The organism is Pseudomonas sp. PS02290 (genome assembly GCF_029960075.1).
Lineage (GTDB): Bacteria > Pseudomonadota > Gammaproteobacteria > Pseudomonadales > Pseudomonadaceae > Aquipseudomonas.
Genome location: NZ_JASCOY010000008.1, coordinates 21,942 through 43,642 on the forward strand (window position 1 = coordinate 21,942; position 21,701 = coordinate 43,642).

Below are 21,701 nucleotides of genomic sequence, written 5' to 3' on the forward strand. Positions count from 1 at the left end.
TCGATCAACCGGTCGCGTGTTCTTTCAACAGCGCTTCGATGTCGGCCTTGATGTCTTCCGGCTTGGTCAATGGGGCATAACGCTTGACCAGCTTGCCGTCACGGCCCACCAGAAACTTGGTGAAGTTCCACTTGATGCCTTCCGAACCCAGCAGCCCCGGCGCGCGCTTCTTGAGCTGCACGAACAGCGGGTGGGCGTGGCTGCCGTTGACGTCGATCTTCTTGAACAGCGGAAAGCTCACCCCGTAGTTCAGTTCGCAAAAGTCGGAAATCGCGCCTCCGTTGCCCGGCTCCTGCTTGCCGAACTGGTTGCACGGAAAGCCCAGCACCACCAGCCCGCGATCCTTGTAGCCCTGCCACAACTCCTCAAGGCCCTTGTATTGCGGGGTGAAACCGCACTTGCTGGCGGTGTTCACCACCAGTACCGCCTTGCCGCCGAAATCAGCCAGGGTCTTTTGCTCGCCCTTGATCGTTTGCACCGGAATGTTCAGCAGTTCGTCGCTCATGGCGATGCCTCGAAATTGTAAACCGCCAAGCTAGCGCGCCATTGTCCGGCGCGCTATCCCATTGTTGCCGGTGATAAGCCTGCATCAGGCGCTGCGCGGCACCAGGTCCAGGCACACGGAGTTGATGCAATAGCGCAGACCGGTGGGCGGCGGACCGTCCGGGAACACGTGACCGAGGTGAGCATCGCATTTGCTGCAGACCACTTCGGTGCGGATCATGCCGTGACTGACGTCGCGCACTTCGACCACTGCACTCCCTTCAAGCGGCGCGTAGAAGCTCGGCCAGCCGCAACCCGAATCGAACTTGGTCTTCGAATCGAACAGGGGCTCGTTGCAGCAGATGCAGTGGTAAATGCCGTCGGTCTTGGTCTCGTTGTATTTGCCGCTGAATGGACGCTCCGTGCCCTTCAGCCGGCAGACGTTGTACTGCTCCGGATCGAGCATCGCTTTCCATTCTTCAAGGGTTTTATCCAGCTTAGCCACGGGTAGACCTCCGTAAATGAAAAAGCCCGATCTGTGTCTTTTCCACGGATCGGGTGGCACGTATGATTGCGCCTTCGTTGGACGCCAGTCTGTCACCCGCGTTTCTCGCGTACAAACCCATTTTGATGGCGTCATGCTCAGCGGTCTGCGCTTCTTCACACAGCGGGCCGTCTCTTTTCGGGACCAATCACCATGCAGTTCAGCAAATCGAACAAGCTCGCCAACGTCTGCTACGACATTCGCGGGCCGGTGCTCAAGCACGCCAAGCGCCTGGAAGAGGAAGGCCATCGTATCCTCAAGCTGAACATCGGCAACCCGGCGCCGTTTGGTTTCGAGGCGCCGGACGAAATCCTGCAGGACGTGATCCGCAACCTGCCTATGGCTCAGGGCTACAGCGATTCGAAAGGTCTGTTCAGCGCGCGCAAGGCGGTGATGCAGTATTACCAGCAGAAGCAGGTCGAAGGTGTTGGCATCGAAGACATCTATCTGGGCAATGGCGTCTCGGAACTGATCGTGATGTCGATGCAGGCCTTGCTCAATAACGGCGACGAAGTACTGGTGCCGGCGCCGGACTACCCGCTGTGGACCGCAGCTGTGGCATTGTCCGGCGGCAACCCGGTGCATTATCTGTGCGACGAGCAGGCCAACTGGTGGCCTGATCTGGAAGACATGAAGGCCAAGATCACGCCGAACACCAAGGCCATGGTGATCATCAACCCGAACAACCCGACCGGCGCCGTCTATTCCCGTGAAGTGTTGCTGGGGATGCTGGAGATTGCCCGTCAGCACAATCTGGTGGTCTTCTCCGACGAAATCTACGACAAGATTCTCTACGACGACGCCGTGCACATCTGCACCGCGTCTCTGGCTCCAGACTTGTTGTGCCTGACCTTCAACGGGCTGTCGAAATCCTACCGCGTGGCGGGTTTCCGTTCGGGCTGGATCGCCATTTCCGGGCCCAAGCACAACGCAGTCAGCTATATCGAAGGCATCGATATCCTGGCAAACATGCGGCTGTGTGCCAACGTGCCCAGCCAGCACGCGATCCAGACCGCCCTGGGTGGCTATCAGAGCATCAATGACCTGATCCTGCCGCCGGGCCGCTTGCTGGAACAGCGCAACCGGACCTGGGAATTGCTCAACGACATCCCGGGCGTCAGTTGCGTGAAGCCGATGGGGGCGCTGTATGCCTTCCCGCGCATCGACCCGAAAGTCTGCCCGATCCACAACGACGAGAAGTTCGCGCTGGACCTGCTGCTCTCGGAAAAACTGCTGATCGTTCAGGGTACGGCATTCAACTGGCCGTGGCCGGACCACTTCCGCGTGGTGACGCTGCCGCGGGTGGATGACCTGGAGCAGGCCATTGGCCGGATCGGCAATTTTCTGAAGACTTACAAGCAGTAACGGACCTGATGGAGCCGGCTCGCAGGTGCCCGCCCGCAAGCTGGCTCCGGGCGATTCAAGCGCAATCGCTCTGCCCCTACCCTCTCGCCGATGACACTTATCGCCGGGGCGACAGCAAACGACACAGTTTGAAATGATCGCCCGGTTGAATACGCCCCGACATCACCTTATATACCCCCGCAGTACGTTACATATTCTTCCTGAGGAGAAACTCTTAACCATGATGCGCATTTTGCTGTTTTTGGCCACTAACCTTGCGGTCGTGCTGATTGCCAGCATCACCCTGAGCCTTTTTGGCTTCAACGGGTTCATGGCGGCCAACGGGGTTGATTTGAACCTCAATCAGCTGCTGATCTTCTGCGCTGTGTTCGGTTTCGCCGGTTCGCTGTTCTCGCTGTTCATCTCCAAGTGGATGGCGAAGATGAGCACGGGCACCGAGATCATTACCCAACCCCGCACCCGCCATGAGCAATGGCTGCTGCAGACCGTAGAACAACTGTCCCGCGATGCGGGCATCAAGATGCCCGAAGTGGGTATTTTCCCCGCCTACGAGGCCAACGCCTTTGCCACCGGCTGGAACAAGAACGACGCGCTGGTTGCGGTGAGTCAGGGCCTGCTGGAGCGCTTTTCGCCCGATGAAGTGAAGGCGGTGCTGGCTCACGAGATCGGTCACGTGGCCAACGGCGACATGGTCACGCTGGCGCTGGTCCAGGGCGTGGTCAACACCTTCGTCATGTTCTTCGCGCGGATCATCGGCAACTTCGTCGACAAGGTGATCTTCAAGAACGAAGAAGGCCGTGGCATCGCGTTCTACATCGCGACCATCTTTGCCGAAATCGTGCTGGGCTTCCTCGCCAGCGCCATCGTCATGTGGTTCTCGCGCAAGCGTGAATACCGCGCCGACGACGCCGGTGCCCGCCTGGCCGGCACGGGCGCGATGATCAGCGCTCTGCAGCGTCTGCGTTCGGAACAGGGCGTTCCGGTGCAAATGCCTGAGAGCATGACGGCGTTCGGCATCAACGGTGGTTTGAAGCACGGCCTGGCCGGGCTGTTCATGAGCCACCCGCCGCTGGAAGAACGCATCGAGGCGCTTCGTCGCCGCGGTTGATTCCGTGATAGCTGTACGAGAAAGGGCGACGTGAAGTCGCCCTTTTCTTTTGTGCTCGTTTCCTGGCGCTGCGCTATCGGCGATACAGCCGATACGCATATTCCATCAGGGACGTCGCGCCCGCCTGCTTGAACTTCACGCCCTGCTCCAGCACGTCCAGATCCGCGACGCGCTTGACCCGCCAATCGGGGGACAACAGCTGCAGCACCTCATCCTCATCCACCGAGAACGGCGGACCGGCGATCAGCGACTGATCATAGTCCAGCGTCACCAGCAAGCCGCAGGCGTCGTTGGACAGTAAGTGATTGAGCTGTTTGACATAACGCCAGCGCAAGTCCGGTGGCAGCGCGATCAGGGCGGCTCGGTCGTAGAATGCGGTGCAGTCGCCAACGTCTTCGGGCTTGAGGGCAAAGAAGTCGCCGCACCAGATCTCGCAGCCCTCCGCACGATAAAGCTTGAGCGCGCCACGCTCCTCGATCGTCGGCTGCAAGCCGTTCTCGCTGAAGAATCCCGCCACCGCTATCTCAGACAATTCCGCGCCCACCACGTGAAAACCCTGGTTGAGCAGCCAGACCATGTCGATGCTTTTGCCGCACAACGGCACCAGCACGCGTTCCCCCGGCATGGCGGTGAGCTCTGGCCACAGGCGCAACAGATGCGAATTCACAGACGCCTGATTGAAACCGATGTGATTGATCGCCCAGCGCTCATGCCAAAAACGCGGCTCCATAGACACTCCTGATATCCCGATCAAAACGGACGAAAACTTATATTAGATTTAGATGGATGTACTGCCCGATCATGCCACTCACCTTATACGCTCAGGACACTGCAAATGCTGCCTAGCCTGTTCATTTCCCACGGCTCGCCCATGCTTGCGCTCGAACCGGGCGAGAGCGGGCCTGCACTCGCGCGTCTGGCCGCCGCCCTCCCGCGCCCCAAGGCCATCGTGATTGTCTCGGCGCACTGGGAAAGCAATGAACTGCTGGTCAACGGCAATCCGCAGCCGGAGACCTGCCATGACTTCGGCGGCTTCCCTCCTGAACTCTTCGCCGTGCAGTATCCGGCGCCCGGCATGCCGGAGCTGACTCACCGCGTGCTGGAACTGTTGGCGGAGGCTGACCTGCCGGCGCGCATGAACACCCAACGGCCGTTCGACCATGGGGTCTGGGTGCCGCTGTCGTTGATGTACCCGCACGCGGACATCCCCATCGTGCAGGTTTCACTGCCCTCGCGCATGGGCCCTGCCCTGCAGACGAAGGTGGGGCAGGCATTGAACCGACTGCGCGAGGAGAGCGTGTTGCTGATCGGTTCGGGGAGCATCACCCATAACTTGCGAGAGCTGGACTGGCAGGCGGGGCCGGAGAGCATTACACCGTGGGCTCTGGCGTTTCGCGACTGGATGGTGGACAAGCTGGCGGCGGACGACCTTGGAGCCCTGCACGACTATCGAGACCGGGCACCCCACGCCGCGCGCAATCACCCAACAGATGAACACCTGCTGCCGCTGTATTTCGCGCGGGCGGCGGGCGGGGAATTCAGTATTGAGCACCAGGGGTTCACGATGGGTGCGCTGGGGATGGACATTTATCGGTTTGGTTGAGGGGATGGATACAACCCTGTAGGACCGGCTTTAGCCGGGAAGAGGCCAACCTAGGCGACATCGATTTTGCGCTGCGGCATATGACGCCTTCCCGGCTGAAGCCGGTCCTACCAACATCAAAAGCCTGTCGGCGGCGTGCTAGATACGCCCCACGCGTCTATCTGTTCAAGTTCAGACGGCAGGTCCAGCCCGGACGACGCAGACTCATGTGGGACCGGCTTTAGCCGGGAAGAGGCCAGCTCAGTCGACATCAATTATGTGGTGTGCCATCTGACGCATTCCCGGCTGAAGCCGGTCCCACTGACATCAAAAGCCTGTCCGCACGGCAACATCCCGTAACCGCCCTACCGTTGACCACTCGTCGGACCGCCTGCATCCTGCGCCGCCCTAAATTGGCGGACATCAGGACGGTCATGTTCAAGGACGACAAAAAAGATCCCTTTAGCGAACACCCGATTTTTAAAGGGCTTCCCAACGGAGGCGCGTCGTGGGCAGCGTGGAACCCGCCTCCCGAACCCGTGCGGGTGCCCACTCCGATACCTGAGCGCTGGCCCGCACAGAAGGAGCGTACCGACAAGGTATTCGCCAAGTCCTGTACCGGGGAATGGTGCAGCACTGCCGCCGGAACCACCGTAGAACCCGCCTCCAACTTCGGCGCGATCATGATGGCGGGCGCCATGCTGCTGCCCTCTGCCTCCGACGCCATTGCTGCCGCCCTGGGCGCAGACATGGGATTGGGCCGCATGGCCGGCGGCGGCATCATGCAACGCAGCCATACCTGGCTGCTTCGCGGAGCAGGCGGCCCGGCAAGTCTGTTCATCGTGGGCATGCTCCCGGTGAAGATGGGCGACGGCACGCTCTACACCGATGACGAATTGCGCAACCTGACTCAGGCGACAACACGGGTGCGTTTCCAGCTGCGCCTGGATGCCGGAGGCGAGTTGCAGATTTACGGCATCCATTCCAAGGCATCCGGCGACGATTCGGTCCGCACCGTGCAAGCCCGCTGGAATGCCGACAAAAGCGCGATGGAAGCCCATCTCAACGGCGTCACCATTCTCATGACGCCCCGCCGAGGTCGATACGGGACGCTGGAACCGCTGGTCTACCCTGAAAACAGCGATGCCCGTTTAGGCACCATTCTCGTCCACCCGATCCCGGACGACGCCGACAGCCAGCTCGAAGGCCTCCCCGGCGACGACATCACCGCAGAAGACTGCATCCTGGTCTTCCCCGCTGATTCGGGGCTGAGGTCGATGTATGTGGTGTATGCGCGGCCGTTTAATGGGGATCATGGGTATCATCCGCCTCCGAAAGAGCTCGCGGCATTTCCCGATGCAAAGGTTGCGCCTCGGAAGACGTCGATCAAGGGCGGTGGAGGTCTGCGCAAACGGTGGAAAACCCAGGCAGGCGAGATTTTCGAATGGGACAGCCAGCACGGGACAGTTGAAAAATACAACAAGCGAGGAAAACACTTGGGAGAGTTCGACGTAGAAACAGGCACTCAAACCAAAAGTGCAGACAGCACACGCGAGGTTGAACCTTGAAATACATTGTTGAAGTATTCGACAGAGAGAGCGAACTGCTGGAGCTTGAAATCAACCTGCCGGAGGGGTGCGATGCCGACCTGAGCGACATCATGGGATGGTTGAATCCACAACGTGGCGACGAAGGTTACAACCTGAATCCTCAGCAGGCTTTAGCGATTGAGGCGTTGGCTGGCAGGAAATTCTTTGATGACCGCCATATTTGCCAACTCACCTGCAACGTCGAATGACGGTCTATTGAAGATGACACGCATCAGATGCTTTCATGGGCGAGCGGGTCGCTTTAACGGTCAGTCCCATTCACGCAGTCTGTATTTACTTGTTGGCCATACAGTTTGAACACAAAAAAAATCCCCGAACCAGTCGGGGATTTTTTATTCAGACGACCAGCTCAAGAGCAGATCAGTCCTCGCGATAGCGACGCAGCTTCAGCTGCTTGCCGGCAACGCGGGTGTCTTTCAGCTTGGCCAGCAGGCGCTCGAGGCCGTCTTCCGGCAGCTCGACGAGGCTGAAGCTGTCACGCACCTGGATGCGACCGATTGCTTCGCGAGCCAGACCACCTTCGTTGAGGATGGCGCCCAGCAGGTTTTTCGCAGCGATGCCATCACGGGCACCCAGCGCGGTACGGCAGCGAGCACGGCCTTCGGCCAACGGCACCGGGGCACGACGTTCGCGGTCGCCACGATCAGGACGGTCGCCGGCTGGACGCTCAGGACGATCACCACGTGGCGCGTTGTTCGGCACCAGTGGACGTTCTTTCTCGATCGCGCCCAGGGTCAGCGCCTGACCATTGGTGGCCTTGCGCAGCAGAGCAGCGGCCAGGGCACGCGGGGTGCAACCGATGTCGGCAGTCAGGCGGTCCAGCAATTCGCCATGGCTTGCTTCGGCATCAGCGACCAGCGGCGACAGGCTGTTGGTCAGTTTCTTGATGCGGGCATCGAGAACGGCCTGGGAATCCGGCAGGCGGACTTCGGCGATTTTCTGACCGGTCATGCGCTCGATCACTTGCAGCATGCGACGCTCACGCGGCGTTACCAGCAACAGCGCGCGACCTTCGCGACCGGCACGGCCAGTACGGCCGATACGGTGAACGTAGGCTTCCGGGTCGTACGGCATATCAACGTTGAACACGTGGGTGATACGCGGAACGTCCAGACCACGGGCAGCAACGTCAGTCGCAACAACGATGTCCAGACGGCCATCCTTGAGGGAGTCGATGACGCGTTCACGCTGGTTCTGGGCGATGTCGCCGTTCAGCGCAGCAGCCTTGTAGCCTTTGGCTTCAAGGGCGCTGGCCAGGTCCAGAGTGGCCTGTTTGGTACGCACGAACATGATCAGGGCGTCGAAATCTTCGACTTCCAGCAGGCTCAGTACGGCAGAGGTCTTCTGGTCAGCGTGAACCAGCAGGTGAGCCTGCTCGATCGCGGTGACGGTCTGGGTCTTGCTCTGGATCTTGACGTGTTTCGGGTCTTTCAGGTGACGCTCGGCAATCGCGCGGATCGACTGCGGCAGGGTCGCCGAGAACAGTACGGTCTGACGCGTCTCAGGCATGGCCTTGAAGATGACTTCGAGGTCATCCATGAAGCCCAGCTTGAGCATTTCGTCGGCTTCGTCGAGAACCAAGTGGTTCACGGTCGCCAGGACTTTCTCGTCACGACGCAGGTGGTCGCACAGACGGCCCGGGGTAGCGACGACGATTTGAGCGCCGTTACGAATGGCTTTCAGCTGCGGGCCCATCGGCGCGCCGCCGTAGACAGCCACAACGGTAACGCCCGGCATTTGCTTGGCGTAGGTTTCGAACGCGGTGGCCACTTGCAGGGCCAGCTCACGAGTCGGCGCGAGGATCAGCGCTTGCGGCTCGCGTTTCGTCGGGTCGATCAGGCTCAGAATGGGCAGAGCGAAGGCGGCGGTTTTACCGGTACCTGTCTGCGCCTGACCGATCATGTCGTGACCAGCGAGAATAATCGGGATCGATTGCTGCTGAATGGCCGAAGGCTCTTCGTAGCCGGTAGCGATAACAGCTGCAAGAATGGTCGGGTGAAGGTTAAGAGCGGCGAAGCCGCCGGATTCCTGGGTCATGGGTCTGCCTCTGAGTGCATCCGCAAAGACCCATGCTTCAAAGCTGCGCGTGCCGTGTAAGACCCTAGAGTCACCCTGGCTGCTTTGTCGGCGGGGATTTGCGAAAACGTATTGATGAATGGATCGTCATGGGGTGGTTCGTGACCGAACCGGTTCGAGAAGATGGCTTCGCGAACCTAAACCGTGACGAGGGCCCTATGAAAGGCCGGCGCGCACTATACCGGAATTGCTGAAACAAGTGAGGATTTTTTTTGCGAAACAGCCCCTTGCGGCCAACTGTCACAGGCTTTGCGCAAAGCTGCGTCAGTGTCTACTTTTCAAGTGCCCGGTATCGGTTGCGAGCAGAGCTTAAACGATTCACCCAGACAGTGCGACACCCCACCCTCCCTTTCTCCTCATCTGCAGGACATAGCGACATGACCTCTTCGATCAAAGGCCACGTCAGCCGGGAACAGCGCGGCGCAATCATGCTCATCGGCCTGGACCGGGTCGCCAAACGCAACGCCTTCGACTTGAACATGCTCAATCAACTGAGCCTGGCCTACGGCGAGTTCGAGCGTAACGACCAGGCACGGGTCGCGGTGGTATTTGCCCATGGCGAGCATTTCACCGGAGGGCTCGATCTGGCCGAGGCCGGGCCGGCATTGAGAGAAGGCTGGACGCTGCCGCCCGGCGGTTACGATCCCTGGGGGCTGTCGATCGGTCCGCGGGTCAGCAAGCCGGTGATAGTCGCGGCCCAGGGCTGGTGCCTGACAATGGGCATCGAGCTGATGCTCGCCTCCGATATCAACCTGTGCGCGAGCAATGCCCGCTTCGCCCATCTGGAAGTGCAGCGCGGCATTTTTGCCTGCGCCGGCGCGACCCTGCGGCTGCACCAGATCGCAGGTTGGGGCAATGCCATGCGCTGGCTTTTGACGGGCGATGAATTCGACGCCCACGAAGCCTGCCGCATGGGCCTGGTGCAGGAAGTGATGGCACCCGAGGACCTTCTGCCCTCGGCGCTGCGCCTGGCCCAACACATTGCCGACCGCGCGCCGTTGGGGATTCGCACCACTCTGGAGTCCGCACGTCAGGCGCTGCTCGAAGGTGAAAACGTGGCGGCCAAGGCGTTGCCGGCGCTGGTCCGGCGGGTGCTCGACAGCGAGGACGCCAAAGAAGGCCTGCAGGCGCTGCTGGAAAAACGCCCGCCGCTGTTCAGGGGTTGCTGATCAGGTCGCAGGCCGCAGCGTCTTGATCAGCGGCAACAGCGAATAGCCCAGGTGCGGCGCGAGGTTTTCGGCGCGCAGGGTCAGCGCGTCGATGTCTAGCGTCTGGTCCAGGTCGGCAGGCACGATGAGGATGACGTTGCCCTCCTTCACCGGCAGCTCCCAGTAATGACGGTGGTACAAACCGCGCAGCAGCGCCGCGCCCAAAGGTTTGCCATCGTCCGACGCCCACTGATTGATGATCAGCCAGCCGCCGGGGTTGAGGCGCTGTTGGCATTTCTCGAGAAACCCCCAGGCCAGATGGCCCACGGCGGGACCGGTGTCGGTGTACAGGTCGACGAAGATCAGGTCCGCGTCTTCGGCGGTCGGCAGCAGATCGAGCGCATCGCCGATGCGCACATACAACCGGGGATCGTCCTGCAGGCCCATGTATTCCATGGCCAGACGCGGCACGTCGGGGCGCAGTTCGATGGCCTCGACGTCGTCCAGCGGCAGAAACTTCAGGCACGCCTGGGTCAGTGTGCCCGCGCCCAGCCCCATGAACAGCGCGCTTTCCGGGGCCGGATGGCACAGGGCGCCAATGAACATGGCGCGGGTGTAGTCGTATTCGAGCCAGGCCGGATCGGCCGTGAACGTGCAGCTCTGCTCGATGGCGTCACCGAACTCCAGGAAGCGGTAGTCGGCCACTTCAAGTACACGGATCTTACCGAATTCGTCGTGAACTTCGGCCAACACGTGCTCTACGCGTTCCTCGGTCATTGCTGTTCTCGTGCCCATGGTCAAAGTGATTCGGGACCGCGCCCGCGGGGATCAGCATCGCCGCACTCAGCGATCGCCGTAGCCGCGCGGCGGACCTCGGGTGCAGACAGACGCAGGACGCGCCCCGGAAAAGCGCGGATTGTCGGCGAATCGCGCCCCGCAGGTCACGCAAATTCTCGGGGTGAGCTGCTAACATGCCTGTCCGATCGCACTGACTTCGAGTTCAACATGAGCCAACCCTGGAGCCCCGACAGCTGGCGGAACCTGCCTATCCAGCAGCAACCTCAATACCCTGACGCCGACCATGTTCGCCGTGTCGAGCAGACCCTCGCCAGCTATCCCCCGCTGGTGTTTGCCGGGGAAGCACGCGAGCTGCGCCGGCAGTTTGCCGAGGTGACCGAGGGCCGGGCTTTTCTGCTGCAGGGTGGCGACTGCGCCGAGAGCTTCTTCGAGTTTTCCGCTGCAAAAATCCGCGACACCTTCAAGGTGCTGCTGCAAATGGCGATCGTCATGACCTTTGCCGCCGGCTGCCCGGTGGTCAAGGTCGGGCGCATGGCGGGGCAATTCGCCAAACCGCGGTCTTCCAACGACGAGACAATAGACGGCATCACGCTGCCGGCCTATCGCGGCGACATCGTCAACGGCATCGGTTTCGACGAGAAGAGCCGCGTGCCCGACCCGGATCGTCTGCTGCAGGCGTATCACCAGTCCACCGCCACCCTCAATCTGCTGCGCGCTTTCGCCCAGGGCGGTTTCGCCGACCTGCATCAAGTGCACAAGTGGAACCTGGATTTCATCGCCAACTCGGCGCTGTCGGACAAATACAGCCAGCTCGCCGATCGCATCGACGAGACCCTGGCGTTCATGCGCGCTTGCGGCATGGACACCTCGCCGCAGTTGCGCGAAACCAGTTTCTTCACCGCCCACGAAGCGCTGCTGCTGAATTTCGAAGAAGCCTTCGTTCGCCGCGACAGCCTGACCAATGACTTCTACGATTGCTCGGCGCACATGCTGTGGATTGGCGACCGCACGCGGCAACTGGATGGCGCCCACGTGGAATTCCTGCGCGGCGTGAAGAACCCGATCGGCGTCAAGGTCGGCCCGAGCATGAACACCGATGACCTGATTCGCCTGATCGATATCCTCAACCCGGACAACGATCCGGGCCGCCTGAACCTGATTGCGCGCATGGGCGCCAACAAGGTCGGCGACCATTTGCCGGGGCTGATCCGTGCCGTGGAGCGCGAAGGCAAGAAGGTGCTGTGGAGTTCGGACCCGATGCACGGCAACACGATCAAGGCCAGCAGCGGTTACAAGACCCGCGACTTCGCCCAGATCCTGGCGGAAGTGAAGCAGTTCTTTCAGGTGCATCAGGCGGAAGGGACCTACGCCGGTGGCATCCACATCGAGATGACCGGTCAGAACGTCACCGAATGCATCGGCGGCGCGCGTCCGATTACCGAAGATGGCTTGTCGGACCGTTACCACACCCATTGTGATCCACGGATGAATGCCGATCAGTCGCTGGAACTGGCGTTTTTGATTGCCGAGACGTTAAAGCAAGTGCGCCGGTAAAGGGGTTGGTGCGTCTGTAGGACTGGCTTTAGCCGGGAACGCGCCGGATGTCACACCATAGAATTGTGGGTGCTCGCGCTGGCCCCTTCCCGGCTGAAGCCGGTCCCACAACGGCGCGCTATTTCTGTAGGACTGGCTTTAGCCGGGAAAGCGTCGGATGTCACACCCTAGAATTGAGGGTGCTCGCGCTGGCCCTTTCCCGGCTGAAGCCGGTCCTACAAAATCAGGCAGCTGCCGTCACAGGTGATCAAAACCGCTGGCCATAAACGCCTCCCGCAAGCGCGCCGCACTGGCGCGCTTGCAGTTGATCAGCACATCTGGCAATTCCAGCCAGTTGGCCAGTTGCCGCAAGTGGAATGCGAGGGCGTGCATGCCTTCGCCATCCAGTCCGGGTTGCTCTTCGTGAACCCCATGAACCGCCAGACGCCCCGCCGCCCTTTCAGCCCGCAAGTCGATGCGCGCGGCGATGCGTTCGTTGTGCAGAAACGGCAGCACGTAATAGCCGTAAACCCGCTTGTGCGCCGGGGTGTAGATCTCCAGCCGGTAACGGAAATCGAACAGCCGCTCGGTGCGCGCCCGCTCCCAGATCAGTGAATCAAACGGCGACAGCAACGCGCTGGCGGCAATCTTGCGCGGCACGGTCAGACCCGGAAGAGCGTACGCCGGTAGCTTCCAGCCCTGCACCTGAACCCGCTGAACCGCGCCCTCCTCTACCAGCTCCGCCAACCCGCGCTTGGCCGGTGCCGGGTCCTGCCGAAAATAATCGCGCACGTCCTTTTCGGTACCGACGCCCAGCGCTTTGACCGCATGCAGCAGCAAGCCACGCTGGGCATCGGCTTCCTCGATGTCAGGGTGATTGACGATTGCCGACGGCAGAACCCGCTCGGGCAAATCGTACAGCCGCTCGAAACCGCGACGGCCGGCAACCGTCACCTCACCCGCTGCAAACAACCATTCCAGCGCATGCTTTTCGGCGCTCCAGTCCCACCAGGGTCCGGCGCGATCCTGCCGGGTGCTGATGCTGCCCGCGCCCAACGCCCCCTGCTCGCGAACGGTCTGCAACACCCGGGCGATAACGGTCTGCTGCTCGCGGCCAAACTTCGCCAGTTGCTGATAAATGCCCTCGCCCTGGGACGCGCGCTGCATCCGCCAGCGCATCAGCGGGTACAGCTCGACCGGCAGCAACGACGCCTCGTGGCCCCAGTATTCAAACAGATTGCGGTGCCGACCCTGGCTCCACGCCGCCTGCTCCAGCAATGTGCGCGAATAAGGGCCGAGCCGGGAGAAGAGTGGCAAGTAGTGGGATCGCACCAGCGCATTGACCGAGTCGATCTGCAGCACGCCGAGTCGTTGGATCAACTGCGTGACGTGCGCCGCCTTGATCGTCGCAGGCGGCTGGCGGCTGTTAAAACCTTGGGCGGCCAGCGCCAGACGGCGCGCGTGCTTGAGGGAAAGTGGCGGGTTGAGCGGCGGTTCGGCGGGCATTTCGACCTCCATGGCGGTGCCCAACGCTAACCGATCACCCGCTGCTCTGTCAGTGCTTCATCGGGTCATCCCAGAAAGGACGCTCCACTTCTTCGTAGATATCCGCCCGACTCAGGCCCATGTCCTTCAGCGCGTCATCGCTCAGCGTGGCCAGTTCGACACGCTGGTGATGCAGCTTGCGCCAGCGAGCGACCTGCGCCACGGCCGATTTCCACCAACGTTCCGGCGCGGATTCCCGCGACAGAGGTTTTGCGACCAGTACGTAACCTTTTTGACCTTTCATCGTCTTGCCCTCCAGTGGGGATGGGCAGATTCTCTCGCCGCGCCTAAGATCAATCCAACGAATGTTTCTTATGCACTGCATCTGGGAGATTGATGCATGACCACTTACCCGAGTATCGACAGCGAGCTGCTGCGCACCTTTGTCGCGATCGCCGATGAGGGCGGCTACACCAAGGCCGGCGAGGTGGTGAATCGCACGCAGTCGGCCGTGAGCATGCAGATGAAACGGCTGGAGGAGGACGTGGTGCGCCGCCCGTTGTTTCTCAAAGACGGCCGCACCATCAGCTTCACGGCGGAAGGCCAGGTGCTGCTGGGCTACGCGCGCCGGATCCTGAAATTGCACAGCGAAGTGTTCAATACCCTGCGCGAGCCGCACATGGTCGGCACGGTGAAGATCGGTACGCCGGATGATTACGTGATGCGCTTTCTGCCGGGGATTCTGCAGCGCTTTGCCCAAGCGTATCCGCTGGTGCAGGTGGAAGTGCATTGCGAATCGTCATCACAGTTACTGCAACGCCAAGACCTGGACTTGAGCATCGTCACCCGTGAGCCGGGCAAGGAAATCGGCCAGATCCTTCGCCAGGAGCGATTTGTCTGGGCCGTCGGCGCAGGCTTTTGCCCACAGGAGCAGACGCCGATGCCGCTGGCGATGTTCAACACCGACTGCTTTTGCCGGCAGTGGGCAATCAACGCGCTGCAGGCGTCCGGCCGTGAATTCCGGGTGGCCTACACCAGCGCGAGCCTGTCAGCGATCATGGCAGTGGTCAGCGCAGGGCTGGCAGTAACGGCGCAGCTGCAAAGCCTGATCACCTCGGACCTGGAAGTGCTGGGTGAACAGCACGGGCTGCCGCAATTGCCGTCGGCGAGCATCGTGCTGCTGCGCAACCCCAATAACCCATCGCCGATCACCGAATGCCTGGCCGATCACATTGCTGAAGGGTTCAGGCTGTAACAAGTACTCATCGCGTTAGATCACAGCTTGAAGCACAGCATGATCGCGCAGATCACGAGAAAGCCGCAGAACAGCGAGCGCAGCACGCGCTCCGGCAAACTGTGGGCCAGCGCGACGCCCCAACTGATGCTGGCCAGCCCGCCAATCGCCAGCGGAATGCCCATCAGCCAGTCGACGTGGCCGTGCAACGCGTAGGTCGCCAGCGTGATCGTGGTGCTCGGCGCCGCCAGTGCCAGCGCCAGGCCCTGGGCCGCCACCTGGGTCGCGCCGAACAGGCCGGTCAGAATCGGCGTCGCAATCACTCCGCCGCCAACGCCGAACAGCCCGGCGGTGACACCCGAACCGAGGCCCAGCAGCCACAACCATCGGGTGTGACGCAGCTCGGCGCTGGCGACGCCTTTGCGCCACACCATCTGGATCAGGTTGAACAGCGTCAGCACGACGAGAAACCCGACGAAGCCCAGGCGCATGCTTTGCGGATCAACGCGCACGGCCCACAGCGAGGTCAGCCAGGACATCGTGAAACTGGGCACGATGAGCATCAGCGCATGACGCACCGACACCCGATTGCGCTGGTTGTAACGCCACAGCGCCAGCAGCACATTGGGCAGCACCATCAATAACGCCGTGCCTTGGGCCAGTTGCTGATCGAGCCCAAACAACACGCCCAGCGCGGGAATGGCCACCAGCCCGCCGCCGATGCCGAACAGTCCGCCCAGCGTGCCCATGGCGGCGCCCAGCAGCAGGTACATCAATACATCGACAATCACGGGCGATCCTCTGAACCGATTTCAGCGCGCATGCTACGCAGTCAGCGCCGCCGAGGAAATCCGCTTTGGCGATATCCAGGATGTCCAACCGACGCACAAACAGCGGCGTTTACCTCCAGTCGATAGAGAGCCACACGCCGGGCGATTACTGAAATTATCTGGTGCATTAAACATCAGGGCACTAAATTACCGGGCATTACTGACTGAGCGAGGGACACCCATGAACGCCAACGAGCCCACCCGCACGGCCGGCGCTGGCAGTTGCGACGAACTGCTGCTGGATAACCAGCTGTGTTTCGCCCTGTACTCGACGTCGCTAATGATGACCAAGGTCTACAAGCCGTTGCTGCAGGCGCTGAACCTGACTTACCCGCAATACCTGGCGATGCTGGTGTTGTGGGAGCGCGACGGCCTGACCGTCGGAGAAGTCAGCACCCGCCTGCTCACCGATCCTGGCTCACTGACGCCGCTGCTCAAACGGCTGGAAGTCGAAGGCCTGATCCGCCGGACCCGCAGCAAGGAAGATGAGCGCGTTGTGCTGCTGACCTTGACCGAGCAAGGCAAGGCGCTGCACCAAAAAGCCCAGAGCGTTCCGCAATGCATTCTGGCCGCCAGCGGCATCAACCTTGAGCAGCTCAAGGCCCTGCAGAAAGACCTGCTCGCGTTGCGTGGAAATCTGCACGAAAGCATCTGATCAGACCCGTAATCGGCCCCTCTGAAAAAATCTCAAAAATTTATCTTGCGCACTAAACATTAGCGCAGTACATTCTCCCTCACTTGCTTAGCGCACAAACATTTAGCGCCAAGCTAAAGCTCGAATCCCATACCATCAGCACGTGAGGAATTACCATGCAAGCTCTCTACACTGCAGTCGCAACCGCAACCGGTGGCCGTGATGGCCGCGCTGTTTCCGACAACAAAATCCTCGACGTCAAACTGGCCACCCCTAAAGAACTGGGCGGCGCAGGCGGCGAAGCAACCAACCCTGAGCAGCTGTTCGCTGCCGGTTACTCGGCGTGCTTCATCGGCGCACTGAAATTCGTCGCCGGTCAGAGCAAGAAAACCATCCCGGCTGACGCCTCGATCACTGCCCACGTCGGCATCGGCCAGATCCCCGGCGGTTTCGGTCTGGACATCGACCTGCACATCAGCCTGCCGGGCCTTGAACAAGCCGAAGCCCAGGCGCTGGTCGATGCAGCCCACCAGGTCTGCCCTTACTCCAACGCCACACGCGGCAACGTCGACGTTCGTCTGCACGTGACTGTGTAAACACTGGCGTAAAACCTCCGCCCCCACACCTCGTCTGACCGGGAGAAGAACATGAAAACGTTTGGCAAGATTCTGGCTGGCTCGCTCCTCGCACTGTCCGTCGGCAACGCTTTCGCGGCGACCGACACGGGCGTCGAGCACAACACGCAGGCGTTTCTGGACGCACTGAATTCGGGAAGCGGCAAGCCGATCGAACAGCTTTCGCCCAAAGATGCCCGCGCCGTACTGACCGGTGCCCAGGCCGGGGTCAAGCTGACCCTGCCCAAGGCCGATGTCAGCCAGAAGACCATTTCGGTGGACGGCCAGAACATCAGCCTGACGATCGTTCGTCCGGCTGGCGTCAAAGGCACCTTGCCGGTGTTCATGTACTTCCATGGCGGCGGCTGGGTGCTCGGCGATTACCCGACCCACGAACGTCTGGTGAGGGATCTGGTGGAGGGTTCGGGCGCAGTGGCGGTGTTCGTCAACTACACGCCTTCACCTGAAGCCCACTACCCGACGGCGATCAACCAGGCCTATGCGGCGACCAAATGGGTCGCCGAGCATGGCAAGGAAATCAACGTCGACGGCAAGCGTCTGGCGGTGGCGGGCAACAGCGTCGGCGGCAACATGGCGGCGGTCGTCAGCCTGATGGCCAAAGACAAAGGCACCCCGGCCATCCGTTACCAGGTGCTGTTGTGGCCGGTGACCGATGCCAACTTCGATACGGGTTCTTACGATCAGTTTGCCGAGGGTCACTTCCTCACCCGCAACATGATGAAGTGGTTCTGGGACAACTACACCACCGATCCGAAACAGCGCGCCGAGATCTATGCCTCACCGCTGCGGGCCACGACCGATCAGTTGAAAGGTCTGCCGCCTGCCCTGGTGCAAACGGCGGGTGCTGACGTGCTGCGCGACGAAGGTGAAGCCTACGCTCGCAAACTGGACCAGGCCGGTGTGCCGGTAACAGCGGTTCGCTACAACGGCATGATTCACGACTACGGCTTGCTGAACGTGGTCAGCCAGGTGCCGGAAGTGCGCTCGGCGCTGCTGCAGGCGTCCCAAGAGCTGAAGGTTCATCTGAAGTAAACGCAGTATAAAAACGGGTCGATCAGCAATGGTCGACCCGTTTGCATTGCTGGATTCCGTCGTTCATATCCCGCACTGTCGCGCAGCATTCGCAGTCCCTGTGGGAGTGAGCTTGCTCACGAAGACGTATTTCCAGCCGCTGAAGACTTGGCGGATGTACCGGCCTATTCGCGAGCAAGCTCGCTCCCCCAGTTCTTTGTCGACAGCTGCATCTGCGGCGGCGTCACCTGCTCCTACAAGGTCAGCGTGTCTCGCAGCTCGCTTTTACATCACCCACAAAAAAGCCCGACTCGATGGTCGGGCTTTTTCGTTTCCGGCATCACATTACCGGCATTACAAACGCAGTGCTTATTTGGCACGGCCTTTGTAGGAACCGCCTTCACGGGTGTCGATTTCGATCTTGTCACCGATTTCGATGAAGTCAGCTACCTGCAGCTCGGTGCCGTTGGCCAGTTTGGCCGGCTTCATGACCTTGCCCGACGTGTCGCCACGAGCAGAACCTTCGGTGTAGTCGACGGTGCGCACGATGGTGGTCGGCAGCTCTACGGAAACCAGACGGTCTTCGAAGAAGATCGCTTCGCAAACGTCGGTCATGCCTTCTTCAACGAATGGCAGAACGGCTTCGATGTCTTCAGCGTTCAGTTCGTACATGGTGTAGTCGGTGGTGTCCATGAACGTGTAAGTGTCGCCGCTGATGAAAGACAGCGTGGCTTCTTTACGGTCCAGGATCACGTCTTCCAGCTTGTCATCGGCGCTGTAGACGATTTCGGTCTTGTAGCCGGTCAGCAGGTTCTTCAGCTTGGTCTTCATGATCGCGCTGTTACGGCCCGACTTGGTGAATTCAGCTTTCTGAACCAGCCAAGGATCGTTTTCCAGCTTGATCACGGTACCGGGTTTAAGCTCTTTACCAGTTTTCATTACGAGTATCCGAATTTGGATGAAAGATCTTTCTAAGCCCTGTACGAAAAGCCACTTTTCGTACAGGGCTTAATACAAGGCCGCGTATCATATCCAACTTTGGTAAAACCTTACCAGCGCAGTCGTCAGATCGTCCTGCAAGGCCTGTTCCAGACACCAGCGCTGGGCATGGGCGGCCAGTTCGTCGGTGTGTTGTTCCAGCGCATGCCAGCCCTGAGTCATGTCTGTTCCGCCATTCCAGCTGCGCCAGACCTCGGTCAGCGCCTGCTGCGCCTCCTCCGACAATCCCGCCAGATACAACTCCAGAAACGCATCGAGTTTGGCCCAGTGGGCGTCGTCGTCCTGCTCATAGATGTGCCAGATCAGCGGCCGCCCCGCCCATTGCGCGCGGACGAATGAGTCTTCACCGCGCACCACGTTGAATTCGCAGCACCACAACAGCTGGTCATAGTCTTCCTGGCGCACAAACGGCAGCACCTGAATCGTCAGGCCATCGCGCACCTGCACGGCGCCCGCCTTCAATTCTTCCACGCCCAACCAACGCTGAACGTCGCTCAGAATACGGCCTTCAGGCACCAGCAGATGGGTCGTCCGATCAGCCCGGGCCAGGCAATCCAGCCAACTGCCGAGGCCGGCGTGTTCGTAGGCAAACAGCGACATCAGCCGCGCGTCGGCGTGGGGCGCGATGTTCAGGCGCTGGAGAAAGGACTGCCGCACGGCAGGATCCGCCTGAAACGCCTGACGCTTTTCAATCAGGCCCGCTTCACGCAGCAACCCGCCGGTCTTGTTGGTGAAGCCGGGGAAGAAGAAATACTTGCGCAAGCCCGAGGACTGGATCGACGGCAGGCCGTGGCAACCGGAGACCCAGTCCTCGGCGCTGAGGTATTCGAGGTTGAACCACAGCGGCCGCCTCTCCCGCCCGAGCATGGCCTCGATGTAGTCCGGCGGCAGGCGACAGGCGAAGGCTTCGACCACGACGTCCGGCAGCTCGGCCGGTTGCCAGGTCCTGGGCCATTCCTTCGGCCAGTGACAGACGGTCACGCCGTCGCGTACTTGCGCTTGCGCCAGCGGGTCGGCGCCCGGGCAAAGCCGCGCGAAGGCGTTCAGGTCATCGATCCAGAGCCGAACATTCAGGTCGTGTTCGGCGACCAGTTGTCGGGCCAGGCGAAAGGTCACGCCGACGTCGCCGAAATTATCGACAACGCTGCAGAAAATATCCCAAGAGGCTTTCATCCGGGCTCCCTGAGGATGTTCAAAAAAACCGATTGTCCTTCATTGCGGCGCAGAATCACCAGCCCCGGTCGTGCGACAATCGCTGCCACCGCTGGCCACATGCATACAAGTCTGGAGTCTGTCATGTACGTCAACCACCGCGAACTGTCCGTCACGCTGCGCCCGCTTAAGCTGATCCTGTCGATCGCCGCCGGTATCTGGCTGGGCTTTCTCGCCGTCCTGGTGAGCCTGTGGCTGATCTATAAAATGCTCCCCGCCGAGCAGACCCAGGCGCTGAACAATGCGGCCGCGCAGATCACCGCCCCGCCTGCGGCCAAGCCTAAGCCGGAAAGTGATAACCCGATGTTCGATCAGTACCGGCAGATTCTGCGCGACAGCGAAGCGCGACAGACCCAGGAGGCCGAACAGGCGGAGCGGCAACGCAGCTTCAACGGGCCCAAGTGCCAGTTCTGGATGCAGCAGAACCAGACCGCCCCCAGCGAGAAAAGCCGTGCGAGCGTCTATCAGTTCTGCGGTTGAATCCCCTTTGTCGAGCCATCCCATGTCCGTGAACACTCCATGTCCGCCATGCCCGTGAACAAGCAAACCGTCCTGCAGTGCATCGTCGAGAAGCTCCAGGTCGATCTCGATGTGGCGGTGCGGGCCGCACAAACCGCCTACGAAACCGCGACCCACGAAGAGAACATCGCCGAGAACAAGTACGACACCCTGGGACTGGAGGCGTCGTATCTGGCGGCGGGTCAGGCGCGGCGCGTGGAGGAAATCCGCCAGTCGCTGAACCTGTGTTGCAACCTGGTGCTCAAGCCGTTTGATGAACAGCGCGGCATCCAGACCGGCGATCTTATTGCCCTCCTGGCGGACAACGGTGCGGAACAGCGGTTGTTTCTGGCGCCTGACGCGGCGGGGCTAAAAATCACCGTGGACGAGCAGGTGATAACGGTGATCACGGCACGCTCGCCGCTGGGTCAGAGCCTGCTTGGCAAGTTCGATGGCGATGAGGTGGAAGTGGTGGTGAACGGCAGCCGTCAATCGTTCGAGATCACGCAAATCCTGTGACCCACTGATCATTTGCAGGGTTGTAGCGTCTGACTTTTTGTGGGTAAGGTGCAGGGTCGCACCACAAAGGGTGAACCCCGGAACACGGAGCCGGGGACACGGATTTAACCAAGGAGATATTTCATGACGAACGTCATCACTTTCCCTGACGCCCATGAACGTGATCGCCTCAAGTCCAGTGACCACCACGGGTTGAGATACCTGAACAAGAAAGAGCGACAACTGATCGACCGCCTGCGCATGACCAGTCACGCCGGGCGCCAGTATGTTTACGACTACGCCAGCATCATGCAGCGATCCAAGCCGCTGTACCCCGAACCGGTGGACTGACGCGGCTCACTCGGGACAGACGCCGGTTCAGCAGAGGTTCAGTACAACGCCAGGGGGCGTGGCCCTA

At 60.8% G+C, this 21,701-nt stretch carries 24 protein-coding genes; 14 read left to right on the forward strand and 10 right to left on the reverse strand.

Going from position 1 to position 21,701, the window contains the following annotated elements; translation table 11 throughout:
• Nucleotides 1-4: 4 nt before the first annotated feature.
• Complete coding sequence (locus QMX88_RS06350; protein ID WP_282367383.1) at nt 5-505, reverse strand: glutathione peroxidase; 501 nt, start codon at nt 503-505, stop codon at nt 5-7.
• An 84-nt stretch (nt 506-589) separates the two neighbouring features.
• Nucleotides 590-988: a peptide-methionine (R)-S-oxide reductase MsrB gene (gene msrB, locus QMX88_RS06355; protein WP_192172770.1), complete on the reverse strand. Its 399-nt coding sequence runs from the start codon at nt 986-988 to the stop codon at nt 590-592.
• Nucleotides 989-1,180: 192 nt separating this feature from the next.
• Between msrB and QMX88_RS06360 the strand changes: the two genes are divergently transcribed.
• Complete coding sequence (locus tag QMX88_RS06360) at nt 1,181-2,392, forward strand: pyridoxal phosphate-dependent aminotransferase (RefSeq protein WP_065993069.1); 1,212 nt, start codon at nt 1,181-1,183, stop codon at nt 2,390-2,392.
• Between the two features lie 220 nt (nt 2,393-2,612).
• Nucleotides 2,613-3,500 carry a protease HtpX gene (htpX, locus tag QMX88_RS06365; RefSeq protein ID WP_037011815.1) on the forward strand — a complete coding sequence of 296 codons (888 nt, stop codon included), beginning with the start codon at nt 2,613-2,615 and terminating at the stop codon, nt 3,498-3,500.
• 73 nt (nt 3,501-3,573) lie between these two features.
• On the opposite strand, the gene QMX88_RS06370 is transcribed toward htpX, so the two are convergent.
• Nucleotides 3,574-4,230: a thiopurine S-methyltransferase gene (locus QMX88_RS06370; RefSeq protein WP_282367405.1), complete on the reverse strand. Its 657-nt coding sequence runs from the start codon at nt 4,228-4,230 to the stop codon at nt 3,574-3,576.
• A gap of 105 nt (nt 4,231-4,335) precedes the next feature.
• Between QMX88_RS06370 and QMX88_RS06375 the strand changes: the two genes are divergently transcribed.
• From QMX88_RS06375 to QMX88_RS06385, 3 genes are all read left to right on the forward strand, one after another.
• Entirely contained in the window at nt 4,336-5,103 is a 768-nt protein-coding gene (locus tag QMX88_RS06375) for a DODA-type extradiol aromatic ring-opening family dioxygenase (protein ID WP_282367407.1), read from the forward strand.
• 413 nt (nt 5,104-5,516) lie between these two features.
• A complete protein-coding gene (locus QMX88_RS06380) occupies nt 5,517-6,650 on the forward strand; it encodes a colicin E3/pyocin S6 family cytotoxin (RefSeq protein ID WP_282367409.1) in 1,134 nt (377 codons plus the stop codon).
• Entirely contained in the window at nt 6,647-6,880 is a 234-nt protein-coding gene (locus QMX88_RS06385) for a DUF7683 domain-containing protein (protein ID WP_192172775.1), read from the forward strand. The genes QMX88_RS06380 and QMX88_RS06385 overlap by 4 nt, the downstream gene beginning before the upstream one ends.
• A 172-nt stretch (nt 6,881-7,052) precedes the next feature.
• Here QMX88_RS06385 and QMX88_RS06390 read toward each other — a convergent pair whose 3' ends face one another.
• Nucleotides 7,053-8,729 carry a DEAD/DEAH box helicase gene (locus QMX88_RS06390; RefSeq protein ID WP_133776427.1) on the reverse strand — a complete coding sequence of 559 codons (1,677 nt, stop codon included), beginning with the start codon at nt 8,727-8,729 and terminating at the stop codon, nt 7,053-7,055.
• Nucleotides 8,730-9,145: 416 nt separating this feature from the next.
• Between QMX88_RS06390 and QMX88_RS06395 the strand changes: the two genes are divergently transcribed.
• A complete protein-coding gene (locus QMX88_RS06395) occupies nt 9,146-9,937 on the forward strand; it encodes a crotonase/enoyl-CoA hydratase family protein (RefSeq protein ID WP_282367414.1) in 792 nt (263 codons plus the stop codon).
• Here the strand turns inward: QMX88_RS06395 and QMX88_RS06400 are convergent, their stop codons facing one another.
• Entirely contained in the window at nt 9,938-10,693 is a 756-nt protein-coding gene (locus tag QMX88_RS06400) for a spermidine synthase (RefSeq protein ID WP_192172778.1), read from the reverse strand.
• A gap of 228 nt (nt 10,694-10,921) precedes the next feature.
• On the opposite strand from QMX88_RS06400, the gene QMX88_RS06405 reads away from it, so the two are divergent.
• Entirely contained in the window at nt 10,922-12,268 is a 1,347-nt protein-coding gene (locus QMX88_RS06405; protein WP_282367418.1) for a class II 3-deoxy-7-phosphoheptulonate synthase, read from the forward strand.
• 237 nt (nt 12,269-12,505) lie between these two features.
• Here QMX88_RS06405 and QMX88_RS06410 read toward each other — a convergent pair whose 3' ends face one another.
• Nucleotides 12,506-13,753 carry a winged helix-turn-helix domain-containing protein gene (locus QMX88_RS06410; protein WP_282367420.1) on the reverse strand — a complete coding sequence of 416 codons (1,248 nt, stop codon included), beginning with the start codon at nt 13,751-13,753 and terminating at the stop codon, nt 12,506-12,508.
• A 49-nt stretch (nt 13,754-13,802) separates the two neighbouring features.
• A complete protein-coding gene (locus QMX88_RS06415) occupies nt 13,803-14,036 on the reverse strand; it encodes a DUF1127 domain-containing protein (RefSeq protein ID WP_282367422.1) in 234 nt (77 codons plus the stop codon).
• Nucleotides 14,037-14,132: 96 nt separating this feature from the next.
• On the opposite strand from QMX88_RS06415, the gene QMX88_RS06420 reads away from it, so the two are divergent.
• Nucleotides 14,133-14,987: a LysR substrate-binding domain-containing protein gene (locus tag QMX88_RS06420; protein WP_065993052.1), complete on the forward strand. Its 855-nt coding sequence runs from the start codon at nt 14,133-14,135 to the stop codon at nt 14,985-14,987.
• 20 nt (nt 14,988-15,007) lie between these two features.
• Here QMX88_RS06420 and QMX88_RS06425 read toward each other — a convergent pair whose 3' ends face one another.
• Complete coding sequence (locus QMX88_RS06425; protein WP_423572919.1) at nt 15,008-15,739, reverse strand: sulfite exporter TauE/SafE family protein; 732 nt, start codon at nt 15,737-15,739, stop codon at nt 15,008-15,010.
• Between the two features lie 238 nt (nt 15,740-15,977).
• Here QMX88_RS06425 and QMX88_RS06430 point away from each other — a divergent pair, with 238 nt between their 5' ends.
• The 3 genes from QMX88_RS06430 to QMX88_RS06440 all read left to right on the forward strand — a co-directional run bounded on the left by QMX88_RS06430 (nt 15,978) and on the right by QMX88_RS06440 (nt 18,097).
• Nucleotides 15,978-16,451: a MarR family winged helix-turn-helix transcriptional regulator gene (locus QMX88_RS06430; protein ID WP_282367425.1), complete on the forward strand. Its 474-nt coding sequence runs from the start codon at nt 15,978-15,980 to the stop codon at nt 16,449-16,451.
• A 155-nt stretch (nt 16,452-16,606) separates the two neighbouring features.
• A complete protein-coding gene (locus QMX88_RS06435; protein WP_065993050.1) occupies nt 16,607-17,026 on the forward strand; it encodes an organic hydroperoxide resistance protein in 420 nt (139 codons plus the stop codon).
• A gap of 51 nt (nt 17,027-17,077) precedes the next feature.
• Entirely contained in the window at nt 17,078-18,097 is a 1,020-nt protein-coding gene (locus QMX88_RS06440; protein ID WP_282367433.1) for an alpha/beta hydrolase, read from the forward strand.
• Nucleotides 18,098-18,445: 348 nt separating this feature from the next.
• Here the strand turns inward: QMX88_RS06440 and QMX88_RS06445 are convergent, their stop codons facing one another.
• Complete coding sequence (locus tag QMX88_RS06445) at nt 18,446-19,015, reverse strand: elongation factor P (protein ID WP_037011849.1); 570 nt, start codon at nt 19,013-19,015, stop codon at nt 18,446-18,448.
• A gap of 87 nt (nt 19,016-19,102) precedes the next feature.
• Nucleotides 19,103-20,248, reverse strand: a complete 1,146-nt coding sequence (gene earP, locus QMX88_RS06450; protein ID WP_282367438.1) for an elongation factor P maturation arginine rhamnosyltransferase EarP — start codon at nt 20,246-20,248, stop codon at nt 19,103-19,105.
• Between the two features lie 123 nt (nt 20,249-20,371).
• On the opposite strand from earP, the gene QMX88_RS06455 reads away from it, so the two are divergent.
• From QMX88_RS06455 to QMX88_RS06465, 3 genes are all read left to right on the forward strand, one after another.
• Nucleotides 20,372-20,767, forward strand: a complete 396-nt coding sequence (locus QMX88_RS06455) for a hypothetical protein (RefSeq protein WP_282367440.1) — start codon at nt 20,372-20,374, stop codon at nt 20,765-20,767.
• 54 nt (nt 20,768-20,821) lie between these two features.
• A complete protein-coding gene (locus QMX88_RS06460; RefSeq protein ID WP_282367603.1) occupies nt 20,822-21,304 on the forward strand; it encodes a GreA/GreB family elongation factor in 483 nt (160 codons plus the stop codon).
• Nucleotides 21,305-21,427: 123 nt separating this feature from the next.
• Entirely contained in the window at nt 21,428-21,634 is a 207-nt protein-coding gene (locus QMX88_RS06465) for a hypothetical protein (protein WP_065993044.1), read from the forward strand.
• Nucleotides 21,635-21,701 lie beyond the last annotated feature (67 nt).

Bases quoted from the DNA above. Each gene is read 5' to 3' on its own strand.
- QMX88_RS06400 (WP_192172778.1), bottom strand. From the start codon at position 10,693: ATGACCGAGGAACGCGTAGAGCACGTGTTGGCCGAAGTTCACGACGAA.
- QMX88_RS06425 (WP_423572919.1), bottom strand. From the start codon at position 15,739: ATGTACCTGCTGCTGGGCGCCGCCATGGGCACGCTGGGCGGACTGTTC.
- QMX88_RS06390 (WP_133776427.1), bottom strand. From the start codon at position 8,729: ATGACCCAGGAATCCGGCGGCTTCGCCGCTCTTAACCTTCACCCGACC.
- QMX88_RS06455 (WP_282367440.1), top strand. From the start codon at position 20,372: ATGTACGTCAACCACCGCGAACTGTCCGTCACGCTGCGCCCGCTTAAG.
- QMX88_RS06430 (WP_282367425.1), top strand. From the start codon at position 15,978: ATGAACGCCAACGAGCCCACCCGCACGGCCGGCGCTGGCAGTTGCGAC.
- QMX88_RS06440 (WP_282367433.1), top strand. From the start codon at position 17,078: ATGAAAACGTTTGGCAAGATTCTGGCTGGCTCGCTCCTCGCACTGTCC.
- QMX88_RS06375 (WP_282367407.1), top strand. From the start codon at position 4,336: ATGCTGCCTAGCCTGTTCATTTCCCACGGCTCGCCCATGCTTGCGCTC.
- QMX88_RS06360 (WP_065993069.1), top strand. From the start codon at position 1,181: ATGCAGTTCAGCAAATCGAACAAGCTCGCCAACGTCTGCTACGACATT.
- QMX88_RS06410 (WP_282367420.1), bottom strand. From the start codon at position 13,753: ATGCCCGCCGAACCGCCGCTCAACCCGCCACTTTCCCTCAAGCACGCG.
- QMX88_RS06445 (WP_037011849.1), bottom strand. From the start codon at position 19,015: ATGAAAACTGGTAAAGAGCTTAAACCCGGTACCGTGATCAAGCTGGAA.
- QMX88_RS06435 (WP_065993050.1), top strand. From the start codon at position 16,607: ATGCAAGCTCTCTACACTGCAGTCGCAACCGCAACCGGTGGCCGTGAT.
- QMX88_RS06465 (WP_065993044.1), top strand. From the start codon at position 21,428: ATGACGAACGTCATCACTTTCCCTGACGCCCATGAACGTGATCGCCTC.
- earP (WP_282367438.1), bottom strand. From the start codon at position 20,248: ATGAAAGCCTCTTGGGATATTTTCTGCAGCGTTGTCGATAATTTCGGC.
- QMX88_RS06380 (WP_282367409.1), top strand. From the start codon at position 5,517: ATGTTCAAGGACGACAAAAAAGATCCCTTTAGCGAACACCCGATTTTT.
- QMX88_RS06350 (WP_282367383.1), bottom strand. From the start codon at position 505: ATGAGCGACGAACTGCTGAACATTCCGGTGCAAACGATCAAGGGCGAG.
- QMX88_RS06415 (WP_282367422.1), bottom strand. From the start codon at position 14,036: ATGAAAGGTCAAAAAGGTTACGTACTGGTCGCAAAACCTCTGTCGCGG.
- QMX88_RS06405 (WP_282367418.1), top strand. From the start codon at position 10,922: ATGAGCCAACCCTGGAGCCCCGACAGCTGGCGGAACCTGCCTATCCAG.
- QMX88_RS06420 (WP_065993052.1), top strand. From the start codon at position 14,133: ATGACCACTTACCCGAGTATCGACAGCGAGCTGCTGCGCACCTTTGTC.
- QMX88_RS06370 (WP_282367405.1), bottom strand. From the start codon at position 4,230: ATGGAGCCGCGTTTTTGGCATGAGCGCTGGGCGATCAATCACATCGGT.
- htpX (WP_037011815.1), top strand. From the start codon at position 2,613: ATGATGCGCATTTTGCTGTTTTTGGCCACTAACCTTGCGGTCGTGCTG.
- QMX88_RS06395 (WP_282367414.1), top strand. From the start codon at position 9,146: ATGACCTCTTCGATCAAAGGCCACGTCAGCCGGGAACAGCGCGGCGCA.